11 protein-coding genes are annotated in these 15528 nt (G+C 37.0%); 10 read left to right on the top strand and 1 reads right to left on the bottom strand.

The genetic code is table 11. The annotated features are described in order from the left end of the window. The first annotated feature begins 186 nt into the window (after nt 1–186). Nucleotides 187–2016, top strand: a complete 1830-nt coding sequence (locus CWR45_RS13980) for a hypothetical protein (RefSeq protein WP_115750477.1) — start codon at nt 187–189, stop codon at nt 2014–2016. A gap of 350 nt (nt 2017–2366) precedes the next feature. Beyond that, the gene (locus CWR45_RS13975) at nt 2367–2912 is read left to right on the top strand and encodes a histidine phosphatase family protein (protein WP_115750476.1); all 546 of its coding nucleotides are present in this window, start codon (nt 2367–2369) and stop codon (nt 2910–2912) included. Nucleotides 2913–3198: 286 nt separating this feature from the next. Here CWR45_RS13975 and CWR45_RS13970 read toward each other — a convergent pair whose 3' ends face one another. Then, the gene (locus CWR45_RS13970; protein WP_115750475.1) at nt 3199–4974 is read right to left on the bottom strand and encodes a PhoX family protein; all 1776 of its coding nucleotides are present in this window, start codon (nt 4972–4974) and stop codon (nt 3199–3201) included. A gap of 285 nt (nt 4975–5259) precedes the next feature. On the opposite strand from CWR45_RS13970, the gene CWR45_RS13965 reads away from it, so the two are divergent. The 8 genes from CWR45_RS13965 to CWR45_RS13930 all read left to right on the top strand — a co-directional run bounded on the left by CWR45_RS13965 (nt 5260) and on the right by CWR45_RS13930 (nt 15524). Beyond that, nucleotides 5260–6621, top strand: coding sequence for an MFS transporter (locus tag CWR45_RS13965; RefSeq protein ID WP_115750474.1), 1362 nt, complete (start codon nt 5260–5262; stop codon nt 6619–6621). Between the two features lie 86 nt (nt 6622–6707). Then, entirely contained in the window at nt 6708–7106 is a 399-nt protein-coding gene (locus CWR45_RS13960; protein WP_115750473.1) for a (deoxy)nucleoside triphosphate pyrophosphohydrolase, read from the top strand. A gap of 120 nt (nt 7107–7226) precedes the next feature. Further along, entirely contained in the window at nt 7227–10130 is a 2904-nt protein-coding gene (locus CWR45_RS13955; RefSeq protein ID WP_115750472.1) for a DEAD/DEAH box helicase, read from the top strand. A 176-nt stretch (nt 10131–10306) separates the two neighbouring features. Then, on the top strand, nt 10307–10483 hold the full coding sequence (locus CWR45_RS13950) for a helix-turn-helix domain-containing protein (RefSeq protein ID WP_115750471.1): 177 nt from the start codon (nt 10307–10309) through the stop codon (nt 10481–10483). Nucleotides 10484–10522: 39 nt separating this feature from the next. Beyond that, nucleotides 10523–11560: a DnaB helicase C-terminal domain-containing protein gene (locus CWR45_RS13945; RefSeq protein WP_115750470.1), complete on the top strand. Its 1038-nt coding sequence runs from the start codon at nt 10523–10525 to the stop codon at nt 11558–11560. Between the two features lie 146 nt (nt 11561–11706). Beyond that, nucleotides 11707–13035, top strand: a complete 1329-nt coding sequence (locus tag CWR45_RS13940; RefSeq protein ID WP_115750469.1) for a GntT/GntP/DsdX family permease — start codon at nt 11707–11709, stop codon at nt 13033–13035. A gap of 416 nt (nt 13036–13451) precedes the next feature. Beyond that, nucleotides 13452–14222 carry a sugar phosphate isomerase/epimerase family protein gene (locus CWR45_RS13935; protein ID WP_115750468.1) on the top strand — a complete coding sequence of 257 codons (771 nt, stop codon included), beginning with the start codon at nt 13452–13454 and terminating at the stop codon, nt 14220–14222. A gap of 30 nt (nt 14223–14252) precedes the next feature. Beyond that, nucleotides 14253–15524 carry an ABC transporter substrate-binding protein gene (locus CWR45_RS13930; RefSeq protein WP_115750467.1) on the top strand — a complete coding sequence of 424 codons (1272 nt, stop codon included), beginning with the start codon at nt 14253–14255 and terminating at the stop codon, nt 15522–15524. Nucleotides 15525–15528 lie beyond the last annotated feature (4 nt).

The raw sequence follows: 15528 nt of genomic DNA, 5'->3' as shown, positions 1-15528 counted from the left end.
ATGAGTTCGCAAAGAGTAGATAATTAACTTATTTTTTCCAATAAAGGCTATACTTCCTGGAAATATATTGTATTATTATATATTGAAATTATAAATTTTTAAAAAAATACCAATTCACAGAAGGAATCAGAAACGATAATAAGAAGAAGAAATACTGTATTCCATCGATACTTTTAGGAGGACCTCATGGGTTTTAAAGATGAATTTAAACGTGAAATGCGCAATGTGATGAAAGATGTAGAAAAGGAAGTAGATAGAACGTGGGAGATTGATTATAAAGGGCATCGTATTGAAATCGTAAACAAGATAAAAGAAGAGCAACTTATCATTGATGGGATAACAGTTGATCGGAATAAACGAAAATATATACTTTCACATCTTATACCGTATTCAAAGTTATCGGGGATGCTTGAGCTGGAGGATGGCACCAAGCGTAAAATCTCCGTTAAAATTGGCGGTTATAAACAAGTAAATTGTATTGTAAAAGTCGGTAATGAAACGATTTTGGAGGAATCATTCAAGCTGGAAATAATTCCATGGGAGCATAAAGAAAAGATTGTTCCCTTTATCAGGAAGCAAATGGAAACACATAATAAAATAGTAGATGATCGCTTACCAGATGAGGAATTTTTATATGATGAAAATCACCCACGGATGGCTGCAGGTTTATCTGATAGTTTTACAGATGACACACCTTTTCCATTCTATGCGAAAAAGCTGCTGAAGCTTTTTGAAGAACAAATCAATGATCCTGCGACAAATACTAGGAAACGCACATACGAAAAAATCATGTCTGATAATATCGTCAGCTACCGTGATGAATTTATTGAACGATTCTCACAAGCTGGGCTGGATGAATCCCTTGTACAGCAAGAAGCATTATGGCTGCTAGAGCATGCAGCACATCGAGAGGTTGTAAAATTTGCTATAACTGTACTTGGTTGTACGGATTGCGAAAAATATAAAGAATTATTATTCACATTGGGGATGCATGAAGAATTTACAGCTTATGTTATCTTTGCATTGAAAAACGGCACAACTCAAGCAAACAACGAAATTTGGCGACTTGCGCAAGCACTTCATGGCTGGGGGAAAATAGCTGCTGTTGAACAACTGGAAGCACCGACACCGGAAATAAAGCATTGGTTACTGACAGAAGGATGCAGTAATACAATTATGAATGAATATTTAGCCTATACATGTGCCGTAAATGGAGAGCTCGACGTAGCGCTATACGAAAAAACGATTTCAAAAGAGCTGTATGATGGAGCGAGTCGTATCATCGAAGCGCTGCTAAGTGAGAATGCTCCCGAGGGCATCGAAGAGTATTCGGATGCAGGTGCAGTTCTTTCACGCTTCGTATACCATGCTCATACGCACTGTAAACCCACACTTGAAGATTTCTATGCCCTTATGAAAATAAGTGAATTTATCAATGACGAAGAAGAAATTTGGGAAGAGCGGTTTAATGAGCAATGGAAAGAACATGAACGCACTGCGATTCAGGAAGCAATTCAAGCCTTTATAAATGACCCTAAATGGCCGCAGCTTGCGATGGATGCACTGAAGCAGGATGGCAATATTAAAGCACTTGAAATTGCTCAATTTTATCAGTTAGACATCATACAGAATTTATTCGATTTGCTGGAGAAATATCCGACAAACATTGCACTGTATTCTGCGGTTATGGAGACGAATGATCGTCAGCATATTCAGAAGCTATGTGCATTTGCAGAAACACATTTATCGTTAACAAGTCTTTCAGAGGATGAACAGGATTGTCTGCAATGTATTGTTCAGGATTTATACGAGCATGAGGGAGTGGGAGTTTCATTGATTGAAGCTGCACTTAAATCGGAAAATGGTGGATTACAGTATCATGCGCTAAGTGTACTAACAGAGTGGTCGCCGTCGTTTGCGCAGGAGCCTGCTATGCAGAGAGCTATTAAGGATATTGCAGATAAGACTAAGGATAAGGAAGATCGGCAGTTGGCGAAGCAGTTGTTGAAAAAATAGGGACAGGATTTTTCTCTTTATCTATTAACATACTTATGAAAAGGACCATCTAAACGTTGATGAGACAACGATTTGGATGGTTCTTTTTAATACTTTATATTAGAAAGATACTTACCCTATCACTTTAATACTTTAACCAATTCAAAACAATGTGTAATCTATCCAGTCTTAGCTATCATTGCATATTGAAAAAATGCCTCTACATGTAGCCTCGATAACCAATGGGATTATAGCATTTCTGAGCTAGAAAATCCGTTACAGTGCGATAAAATAATGCTTTTAACAGTTAGTAAATAACATACATACATTAGCAGTATTGTTAGATGTTTACATGAGAGGGGAAGGTTGAGTTGAACGGATCATTACTTAATTCACTTAAAAAAGGTGGGTTTATATTCTATTCAAGGCACGGGGAAGCAAATGTTGGAAGTGATTCACCCTATTTAAACTTTCAAGACTGTCTAACCCAAAGAAATCTTTCTGATTATGGACGGAGGCAGGCTACTTACTATGGGGAAATCATTCGATACTTACAAATTCCGATTGAATACCCTGTTTCTGTAAGTCCTTTTTGCAGGACCATTGAAACAGCGCAGTTAGCATTTGGAAATGGCAATGTTCAAGTTAATCCATTTTGGGCTGAGATAGACAGGTTGAGTGGTAATATACCTAGTAGTGATAAACAAGCAACTTTGAATCACCTTGATTCTATTTTAGAACAACCCCCAGGAGAGGGTAGGAATAAGGTTATAGTTGCTCACGGTTTCCCCGAAGGAGTAGGCCTAGGGCAAATACCTTATATGGGGACAGTTATTGTAAAGCCTAAAGGGGTAGGAAATGGTTATGATATTGTTGGTCGGTTATCTTTAGCAGATTGGTCTACATTGGATAGATAGAAGAACGTTGTATGACTGGAAAGGAGTGGTGAACTGTATTATAAATAGTAAGTTGTTTACTCGAGAAAGAATGATTAGAATGTCCAACTGCTTATTTTCCTTTTTTTGATAGTCAAATTCAGTATTACATTCCAAATATCAGCAATTCTTCCAGCACCGAATTTCTCTTAATTTATAACTTTATTTGGCCATAAATAAACACCTCAAAAGTTAGATTTGTTACTCTAACTTCTGAGGTGCAGTACAATCCTTTACGTCAATTCGTACTTACATATGAAAAAAATAGTTATTTGTTCTTACCAGGTTTTATTTTCTCACCAACATTTGGCAGATCAATATAGCCAATGTTTCCAGGATTTTGGGAACTAATCATAAGGTAATTTTCCCCATTTAAATCGTTTATGGCTTGCAGTCCGGTTACTTCACCGCCATCTGGAGCGGAAATAATTCGATCCAATTGTTTCGTATCGATATTATAAGCCCAGCCAAAGTTATTCGTATGCATGCCGCTATCTTCTGCGATAAATAGTGTTCTTAATTCCTCATCGAATACAATATTGTCCGGATTAGCTATCTTATCAGGATGTGCTGTATTTCCGTCAGCATCAGGAACAGAGAGATCTTCACCGTTCAGCATCCCTTGCATGTCGGTAACAACATAATCACTATTAATCGTGTTGCCATTACTATCCTTTTGGTTATCTGCAATATTCATTTGGTAAATTGTCCCCGCGCTCAATTTAGGTAAGTGAATATCATCTACAGGATCATTTGGATTTTCTAACATTCCGCCCTCTATATAAGACATTGCCATATAAATCTTGTTATCAGCTTTGTTGAACGTTAGAGTTTCCATTTTATTAAACTCAGACGTTGCACCAAGCATGGCACCATAACGACGGGATTCCAGGAATGCCGCTGCTTTTTCCATACCAGGTTTCACTTTTAGGTATTCCTCGCCATTTGTTGTTTTAATATGAGAGAATCCGTTTGCCTCTGCATAAGCGTAATCGTCTGTTGTTTCAAAAATGTCGCTGAAGGTTAGATTTTCGGCAAGATCCTTCACTTCTTCATCCGTTGCAGATCCTAATTCAATCCATTCTAATTCGCCGGCGCCTCCATTTTCGGCACTGGTTTGATTAAATTTAGCAGCATATAAGGTACCAGCTGATAAATCACCAGCTTTGTCAGCGATATACATGAATGGCATAACATATCCACCATCATCACCGTAAAATACTGTGCGATTATCTGGAGCAACCGCAACATTTTCAAAGGATAAACGCCCCATGCTATAATGCTTCACGGCATCAGCCTTACCATTCGGGGAAACTGTAATTTCAGTAGTGTGTCCGTAAAGGTATGGGTTTCCTACAGCATTTGCATCTTGGTAATAGTTACGTGCAAACTGAGTCACTTTAGAATTTTTCGGATTCTTTTCATGTGCACGTGCATCTGGTTCGTATTCTTCACTTCCTAAATGGGTATTCCATGGGGATAGTACACCCGCACAAGGTGTCCAAACACCACCATCGCGAGAAAAATCAACGGCTGCAATATCTGTAATCTTCAATTCGCCTGTTTTCTTATCTTGTGTGACTGTATTTAAGTAAACGGCCTTTGGCATTTCACCAATTTCATTTTTTGGCATGCTTTCAAAATGGTTAATCAAAAATAATTTTCCACTCTTTCCGTTTACACTCAAAAGGGAATTCATATCTGGAGCAGTAGAATAAATTGGACTGCCATCAGCATGTCTAATTGGATTACCATTGACATCTACGGCACCTCCAACAATTTTTCCATTAATGACTTCACCAGGTTTAGCTAAAGAATGATAGTCTAATTCAACCGTTTTTTCGGTTCCATCTGATAATGTAACAAGAGCTTTAGCGTGTGTATACATGGTTGATTTTTCTTCTTGTGTTTTAGGCGCCTCCATACCAACAAATTCAACCTTTTCAACTTCTAGCGGTTTATTTGGCTGTGCAAATACGTTTACTGCAGATGGGAATAATAGTGCTGCGCTTAAAACTGGGATGACTAGCTTTTTCTTGTCCATTAACAATTTCCTCCTAAAATGTAAATCAGTATTTCTATTATAATGATAATCTTCAAATGTTAAGGAAGTATGATGCTAGTATTAATAATATTTAAAATATTATGGTGAATTAGACCTGGTTCTATTGACGGGGGTTATTGAACTTATAGTGGAAGTATATGGTGATTATCTTCAATTGAATGCGTCACTACGAACAAAACGCAAGCATAAGATGTTGATTGCCCGTTGTGTTAAAATGATGGGAAGTACATAATCACCGAGTAAATGAATTGAGGAGAAAACAGAATGATCAATGGAAATAATAAACAAGATAAATGGATTATATTGGCCATTGCACTAGGCGTTATATTGAACCCATTAAATACAACGATGATCACAGTTGCTTTACCATCGATACAGAAGGAATTTCAACTGAATACAACGGATATTTCCTGGCTTATCGCATCTTATTTCATTATTAGTGCAATTTTTACACCGCTGATAGGTAAATTAAGCGATACCTATGGCCGGAAAAACATTTATTTAATTGGAATGACTTTGGTTGTCATATCATCCATTCTGGCACCATTATCTCCGAATATGCCTGTATTGCTTGCGATGCGTGGCATCCAGGCGATTGGAACATCCGCACTTTTACCAGCCGGAATAGGGATTATCCGAAATACGATCCAAAACAAACAAAACCGGGTTATTGGCACATTGTCTGTGTTCGCAACAACATCTGCTGCATTTGGGCCAACGATTAGTGGTTTATTGATCCAGTTTGGCGGTTGGCCAGTGATCTTTTATGTTAATCTGCCAGTTCTCGCAGTTGGTATTGTCTTAGCTATTTTATTTATACCAAAGGATGAGAAAAATACTGCGAAAAAATACAAATTGGATGTCGGCGGCATTATTTTATTCAGCTTACTCATCACGTACTGGATGGTGTTTTTACTATCACTTGAAGATGGTCTGCAAATTGGCACATTCCTTCTTGCTATTGTGCTTACTGTCCTGTTTCTTGTATTTGAAAAGAAGAAAGAAGATCCATTTATTAATGTGAACTTCTTCCAGAAAAATTCGAATATCACTGTGATTTATGCTCAATATATTTTATCAACAGTGATTTTCTTTGCTATCTTATTGAGTCTGCCTACGTATCTGCAAAGTATAATTGGGGTAGGTTCAGATTCTGCTGGTCTTACCATGCTTTCCTTATCCATCTTTGCTATGGTAACAACACCTATTGCTACAAGATGGATGGAAAAAGCAGGATTCCGAATTCCTTTACTATTCAGTGGGCTTACAGGGTTAATTGGCGTTTCCCTGTTATTTACGATTCAATATGATTCTCCGTTATATTGGGTTGCAGTCGTGTTAGCTATTTTTGGAATCAGCAACGGTGTCCAAAATATTGGATTACAAAACCTGTTGTATTCTTTCATCCATGCATCGGAAAGCGGAATTGCTTCGGGCCTCCTGATGACATCAAGGTTTATAGGGAATATCCTGGCATCCAGCATTTATGGTCTGGCATTTGCAACTGGAATGAATGATGGGAATATGGACACGATGGTGATTGTGCTGGTTGTTGTTGCGGTTGTATTGCTTCCGGGAATGGTTTATGTGACTAGTCATGAAAGAGCGGGTAGAAGAGAACAGTGATATAATTGCACTAAAGTAGGGCTCATCTATAATAGTATTAATAATACTAAAAAGTAAAAGCTAATTTTATCACAAGGAGGATACAAATGAAGAAATATATACATGTTGTAGGGGCGGTAATCATTAAAAATGGAAAAATACTATGTGCCCAAAGAGGTCCAGATAAATCGTTACCATACAAATGGGAATTTCCTGGTGGAAAAATTGAAACAGGCGAAACACCGCAAGAAGCATTAAAGAGAGAAATAGATGAAGAAATGCATTGTAAAATAGAAATTGGTGAAAAGGTCGACCATACGGTTTATGAATATGACTTTGGTATTGTCCATTTAACTACATATATATGTAAACTTATTGAGGGTGAACCTGTATTAACAGAGCATGCAGAAATAAGATGGTTAGCGCCAAATGAACTTGAATACTTGGATTGGGCGCCTGCAGACGTACCAGCTATTGAGAAGTTAGCAAATGAATATTCCTTATAATAATTTTCAAAGCTATTCATAAATCATGAATAGCTTTTTGAATATTTTAAAATGTATTTGCGGTTAAGTAGATAAAGTAGTAAAATTATCCTATTAAGATAGTAATGAATGGTGGTTATTATGGAGGATTTTATACAAAATTTAAAGACATCGTTACATAAAGGATTTATTGATAAAAAGCATGCTAAATCAAGCAGGTACACACCTAAGCTTTTAGTAAATAATCCTAGACAAAATGAAAACGTTCTAACCTCAATACTCGAAGAACTAGAGAGCTGTAACTCTTTTATCTTCTCTGTTGCTTTTATTACAGAAAGCGGACTCGCAACACTTAAATCATATTTACTAGATCTCAAAAGAAAAGGAATAAATGGACGTATCTTAACGTCTACCTTTCTAAATTTTAATCAGCCTAAAGTGTTTAAAGAATTATTGAAGATTACGAATGTCGAAGTGAGATTGACGGATATAGAAGGATTTCATTCAAAGGGTTATATATTTGGTCATGAAGACTATTACTCTTTGATTGTTGGAAGTTCAAATTTAACTGCACATGCACTGAAGGTAAATCATGAATGGAATGTAAAACTTACTTCTCATGAAGATGGTGAGGTAATTCATCATTTTAATAGTCAATTTGAAGAGGTTTGGAAAGAAGCACAACCGTTAACCGACGCGTGGATTTCCAAATATGAAAGTACATATACGCCTGGAGAATTTAATAAAACAGAAAAGGTAATAGAATTACCTGCACAATATAATGCTAATCCTCTCGAGGAAGCACTACAAATTAAGCCAAATAAAATGCAGCAAGCAGCACTAAAACAAATTCAAGCCGTTCGAGATGCTGGTCACGATAAAGGGTTGGTTATTTCAGCGACTGGAACAGGAAAAACGTATCTTTCAGCATTTGACGTAAGGAGATTTGCTCCTAAGAAAATGCTATTTATTGTTCATCGTGAGCAAATACTTAATAAAGCAAAGTCAGACTTCCAACGAATAATGGGAGGTCAAACGAAAGATTTCGGAGTTTTATCAGGCTCTAACAAGCAAACCAATGCTAGGTATTTATTTGCTACAATACAAACGATCTCTAAGCAAGAGACGCTAAGTCAGTTCGATCCACAGGAATTCGATTATATTCTTATTGATGAGGTCCATAAAGCTGGTGCCAAATCATATCTTAATGTAATTAATTACTTCAAGCCCAAATTTTTAATGGGGATGACCGCTACTCCAGAACGTACAGATGATTTTAATATTTATGAGCTATTTGATTATCATATTGCTTATGAGATTCGTTTGCAAGAAGCGTTGGAGGAGGATATGCTTTGTCCTTTCCATTATTTTGGTGTGACAGATTTGGAATATGATGGGGAGATTATTGACGATGCAACTATTTTGTCAAACCTAGTTACGGAAGAACGTGTTAGCCATATCATCGATAAGATTAATTACTACGGATTTTCGGGTGGTAGTGTACGAGGATTGATGTTCTGTAGTAGAAAGGAAGAAGCGATAAAACTATCTGCAGCGTTAAATGAAAGAGGCCTCCGTACCGTTGCATTAACTGGTGATCATTCACAGGAAGAGAGAATACATCAAGTAGATAGACTAGAAAATGGCGCGATCGATTACATTTTAACAGTGGATATTTTCAATGAAGGAATAGATATCCCAAGCATAAATCAAGTTGTTATGTTAAGACAGACACAATCAAGTATCATTTTTATTCAACAACTAGGACGGGGACTCCGTAAGCATGATACAAAAGATTTTGTTACGATTATTGATTTTATTGGTAACTATAAAAACAACTATTTAATTCCGGTAGCATTATCAGGTGATAAGTCACAGAACAAAGATAATATCCGCAGACACACCACAGAAACTAGCTATATAAAAGGAGTTTCAACAGTAAACTTTGAGGAAATTGCTAAAAAACAAATCTTTAAATCTATCAATAATAGTAATTTAACAGCAATGAAGATTTTAAAAGATGCGTATGTTGAATTGAAAAATAGAATTGGTAAGATTCCATATTTTTATGACTTTGTAAAGAATCATTCTATTGATCCAGTTGTTATTGCAGATAAATATAAGAACTATTATCAATTTTTGTTAAAAATGAAAGAAGAAATTCCTACATTGAATGTATACGAAAATAGTGTGCTAACAATGCTTTCATTAGAAATATTAGATGGAAAAAGAAAACATGAAATCATTTTACTAAATTTGTTATTACAAAATGAAAAAGTGAATTATGCGGATTATCTCGAGGAATTAAAGAAATCGGGTTGTCTAGTAGATGATGCTACATTAAACTCGGTACATCGTGTTCTCGATTTATCATTTTTTACGCAAGCGGATCAGGGAAAATATGGAGGCAAGCCAAGTGTAATCTGGCTTGACGATAATAAGCACGTCTCGTTTAATGATGAAATACGAGAAAATCTAAATTCAAATCCCTACTTCAAGCATTTAGTGAATGATGTCCTACAAAGTGCAATGAAAAAGAGCAAAGCCTATCAATCGAATAAGCCACTAACACTTTATGAGAAGTATTCCAGAAAAGATGCTTGTAAGCTGTTGAACTGGCATAATGACGAAAGTTCAACGATGTACGGCTACAAGCCAAAACACCAAACATGCCCTATATTTGTTACCTATCATAAAAATGATGAGGTAGAAGCAAGTGTAGACTATGGCGATGAATTTATCAGTCCAGAAATTCTTAAATGGTATACGAGAAGTAACAGAACCTTGGAGTCAGGAGAGGTTGAGAAAATAATTAATGCAGAAGAAAACAACAGTGATATTCACATCTTTATGAAAAAGGATGATGATGAAGGTAGTGGTTTTTATTATTTAGGAGAAGCAATTCCTGATAAACAGACTGTTGAACAAGATAAGATGAAGGATAAAAAAGGTAAGGAAATTCCAGTTGTACATATGAATATGGTGATGGAACAGCCGATTGATAGTAAGCTATATCATTATATTGTGAATGGAGTGGATGGTTAATAGTGAGGCAATAGAGTGAATTCAAGCCGATTTAAGATTTCCACTTGATGATGCATTGGTACTTGAAGAATTTAATACCATTAAAAATAATTAAAAATAATCCAACCCAAAACACCCCCTTTTACACTTTCATTTCGATTATAGATATGAAAGAACAAAAAGGAGGTGTTTTTTATATGGAAAGAAAGACGATGACGGTGAAGGAAATGGCGTCGTATCTCGGAGTGCATCTGGACACTGTTTATAAAATGGCACGATCGAACGAGATTCCACATTTTCGCCTTCGCAGTAAGATTCTCTTTTCACAGGAAGTAGTTGATACTTGGATTGAGGAACAATCGAAGCGGAGCTAAGAAAAACATTGCTACAAAAAAAGAAAGGGGATTTTCAAGATGAACTACATCAAACAATTAAATGCATTCAAAGATTACTTAGCATTCAATGAACTACCGTCAAAAGCAATTCTCTTATGGCACACTTTAATGTTGATTAACAATATGGTTGGATGGAAACGTCGATTTAATGCCCCGAATGCTTTAGTCCAACAATACGGAGGGCTATCAAAACAGCGTATATCTGAGGCGCGGGAAATACTTGTGAGTTTTGGACTTATCCATTATAAACGTGGAGCAAATGGGCGAGCGCATGTGCAGCAGGGATGCATCACGTCATATGAGGAACTGGATAATATGACTGGTGGCCTGCAGCGCGGAGATCTGCTGGTTGTTGCAGCTAGACCATCCGTTGGCAAGACGGCATTTGCACTTAATCTAGCAGCAGGGCATTGCAAGCAAGGTGGATCGGCTCAGGTTTTTAGTCTGGAGATGGGAACAAAACAATTATTGCAGCGGATGCTATCTGCTGAAGGTGCAATCAATTGCAGGAAGTGGCGAACAACCGCATTTACCGAGGAAGATTACCAGCGGGCAGTCAGGGCGATTGGTGTAATATCCAATTGGAATCTTGATGTCTATGACAAGAAGCGAACGATACTTGAAATACGAGCAGCTATCCGTAAAAGGATCCATGATGCCCCAGATGGCAATCACCTTGTCATCATTGATTATCTGCAATTAATCACGCCAGCAAAACAGCGAGATCGACGAGACCTCGAAGTAGGGGAAATAACACGTGAGCTGAAGATGCTTGCGATTGAATTGAATATACCAATTCTATTAATCTCTCAGCTATCAAGAAATGTTGAGTCACGGCAGAATAAGCGCCCACTTATGTCTAATCTACACGAGTCGGGCAATATTGAACAGGATGCGGACGTCATTTTCTTTCTACATCGTGCGGATTACTATGAAAATAATCCTAAGCAGAAGAATCGGATGGAGGTTATTATATCGAAGCATCGGAATGGGCTGACTGGGACGGTTCAGTTGGTGTTTGAGAAGGAGTATGGGTGGTTTGGAGAGGTGGGGTAGGTTGGAAGTGCTGCGAAGTGGGTGCACTTATTTAATGTTTTTGTTTCAATATTCCCTAACTTGAAAAGGTTTACTTATGGAATATTTTTCCATATAATTACTAGGGAGTTAGTTTAAAATAGTTTTAATTAAGGGGAGTTACGTTTATGGATATCTATTTATTAGTAATTACACTACTAGCAATTGTCATTGTCATCATTGGTGTTTCTTATTTTAAATGGCATGCCTTTATTAGTTTACTAGTAGCAAGTTTATTCTTAGCGATTTTCTCCGGTATGGGATGGGACGAAATTGTAGGCGCCTATGAAACTGGCGTTGGCGATACTCTTGGTCATTTAATCGGTATAATCGCACTTGGTACAATTCTTGGGAAAATGTTAGCTGAATCAGGTGCCGGACTTGTAATCGCTAACTATTTTATCAAAGTATTTGGTGAGAAGAGATTACCGTGGGCAATGTTTATCTCTGGATTTATTATTGGTATACCAGTTTTCTTTGAAGTTGGTATTTTAATTCTATTACCGCTTGTTATTTCTATAGCAAAGGCGTCAAGGCAAAATATTCTACGTATCGGTTTACCAGCCATTGCCGGACTTTCTATTGTTCATGGAATTGTTCCTCCACATCCAGGAGCAGTTGCAGCAATTGGAATTTATGGGGCGAATTTAGGTACAGTTCTTTTATATTCTATAATTATCGCCATTCCTGCTGGACTTATTGGTGGACCACTTTTTGGAAACTGGATTTCTAAAAGAATAGTTCCGCAAGGCGAACCAACACTAGTTAAAGTAGAAGAAAGAGACGATAAACAAATGCCAAGTGTTGGTGTTTCTTTCTTATCTGTTTTACTGCCAGTTATCTTAATGTTATTCGGTACGTTTGCACCTTATATTCCAGCTAGTGAAGGTGTCATTAGTTTTCTTGAATTTATCGGTAGTCCAATAATTGCCATGCTTATTTCTGTTTTCGTAGCTTTTTGGCTGCTTGGCTTCCGGACTGGCATGGATAAAAATATCATTCAAAAATTCGTCGATGAATGTATACTTCCGGTTGCATCCATTATTTTAATCATTGGAGCTGGCGGCGGATTCAAACAAGTATTAATTGATAGCGGTATCGGCGATGTCATTGGGAGTATGTCACAAGATCTAAACCTATCTCCTATCATTATGGCCTTTGCCATTGCAGGTTTAATCCGAATTGCAACCGGTTCCGCAACTGTTGCTTTAACGACAGCTGCTGGTATTGTTTCGCCAATTATTGCAGGAATGACTGGTGTTAATTTAGAGTTGCTAGTTATTGCTACTGGAGCCGGTTCATTAATGTTCTCACATGTTAATGATGCTGGTTTCTGGATGGTGAAAGAATATCTAGGCTTGTCGGTTAAAGAAACATTTAAGACTTGGACAGCACTAGAAACAATTCTATCCTTTGCAACCTTTATCTTTGTGCTTATTTTAGATATTTTTGTTTAAGGGACGGTTCTCTTGCTTCCTTCTTTCTATTTATCTGGCAAAAAATACAAATGAAACAGAGACAGGCTTAAATCATAAAGCCTGTCTCTGTTTCTATTTTGCTATGGAAATCAAAACGAAAACGGTCTATATAATTCAGAAATCTATAAATCAAATAGAATATTTAGATAATTCTGTTGACAAAAATCGAAATAATAGTATTATGAAATTGTAAACGATTACATATATTGGTGAAAAAATAATCTCAAAAGTTCACCAATGTCGGTCTCCAGTGCCTAGAAAGTGGTTGGTGTAATTAATAAATAAAGGTATTAGGTCTATCCCGTTAATATTAACGCTGTCTCTAAAGTCTAAAAGATTACAAGGTAGAAGAAAACTCAGGGAAAAAATATTTATTTACAAAGGAGAGAGAAGAAATGACGAATAAACCAATTGCTTTACAAATGTATTCATTGAGAGAGGAAAGCCAGAAGGATTTTCTAGGAACTCTATCAAAAGTAGCTGAAATGGGATATGAAGGAATTGAGTTCGCAGGATATGGTGAACTATCAGCTGAAGAATTGAAAAGAGAGCTAGATAATCTAGGTTTAAAAGCAGCTTCTAGCCACGTGCCTCTTACAACATTAGAGGATGAAACAGAGTTGGCGAAAATAATTAACTATCAGCATGTTATTGGCAGCAAAAATATTGTTTGTCCGTTTCTTCCGCCTGATAGAAGATCCAAAGAAGATTATTATAATTTAATTCCGATTTTAAATAGAGTTGGAGAGCAATGCTTTAACGAAGGAATCAATTTTTCGTATCACAATCATGATTTCGAATTAATTGAATTAGAAAATGGAAAATTTCCGCTTGAGTTATTGCTTGAAGAAACGAATCCGCAATGGGTGCAAACGGAATTTGATATTTATTGGTTAACAAAAGCAGGGGAGAATCCTGTTGAATGGATAAACCGCTACCATAACAGAACACCATTAGTTCATTTAAAAGACATGACAACTGATGGTGAACAGTTTTTTGCAGAACTTGGAACTGGTGGGGTTGACCTTGATGGCGTGCTAAAACAGGCGAGCAAGTCAAATGTTGAGTGGTGGGTTATAGAGCAGGATCAAAGCAGACGCACGCCATTAGAAAGTGTCAAAATTAGTCTAGACTATTTGAAAACAAAATCTCTAGTTAATGATTAAATATTAAAAATAGAAAAGGGAGGTAATAAAATGAAAAAATTACTTTTTTTGTTTGTAGTCAGTTCAATTTTGTTATTAGTTGCATGTGATGGGGGTACTTCTGAAACGAAAGGAGAATCAGCTGGTGATAAGACAATTGAGTTTTGGCATATTGAGCCAGGCGAAAGAGGAAAAATATTCGAAGAAGTGGCAGCACAGTTTGAAGAAGAAAATCCAGGTGTGAAAGTAAAATTAACGCGTATTCCAAATGACACCTTTAAGGAGAAGCTTTCTGTTGCAATGTCTGGTGGAGAGGTGCCCGATGTATTCCAGAGCTGGGGCGGGGGGTGGCTTAAGAACTTTGCCGATAACGGTAATGTGCTAGATATTACTGCCGACGTTGAAGAAGGTCATTTTAATCAGCTTACGTTAGATAACTCCACATATGATGGTAAAGTGTATGGGCTTCCAATAGGATTAACGCTCGACCTTGTATTTTATAATAAGGAGATTTTTGACGAATATGGATTAGTACCTCCAGAAACGTTTGATGAATGGCTTACAATCATCGATGTCTTGAATGAAAATGATATCATTCCAATCGCATTAACAAACCAAACGAAGTGGCCAGGTGCGTATTATCTTATGAATTTTGCAGCTCGTATTGGTGGTCCTGAATTGTTTAATAATGCACATAATCGTACAGGCCAAGGATTTGATGACCCGGCATATGTTCAGGCTGGAGAGTATATTCAAAAATTAGTAGAAAGCAATGCATTTAACCCTGGTTTTAATGGCGTTCCATATGATGAAGGCCAAGGTCGACAATTATTATATTCTGGACAAGCAGCCATGATGGATATGACTATTTCGTTGTTAAATAGCGTAAGAGACGAAGCACCAGACTTTGAAGAGAAACTTGATTTCTTTATCTTTCCTTCAATACCGGGTGGAAAAGGTGTTCAAACCCAGGTTGGTGGCTCTGCATCCCCAGTATTCTCGGTTTATGCAGAGAGTGAACATCCTGACCTAGCAACAGAGTTTATTAAGCTTCTAACGAGTAAAGAGGTTGCTCATGATTATGTAGAACGTACGGGTTCATTAAGTGCTGTTGCTGGGGTTGAACCAGAAGATCCATTAGTAAAGAGATTTTATGACATTGCAGAAAACGCTACGCATATCCAAATGCCGTACGACCAAACATTAGAACCAGAACTAGGTGAATTGCATAAAGATACAACCCAAGCGCTCTTTGGTCTTGAAATGACACCGGAAGAAGCAGCGAAGAAAATGGAAGAAAAAGCAAAGGAATTATTGGATTAAACAT

Origin of the sequence: Oceanobacillus chungangensis (assembly GCF_003369565.1) — a bacterium.
Taxonomy (GTDB): Bacteria; Bacillota; Bacilli; order Bacillales; family Amphibacillaceae; genus Oceanobacillus; species Oceanobacillus chungangensis.
This window is presented reverse-complemented; position numbering and strand designations above follow the sequence as displayed.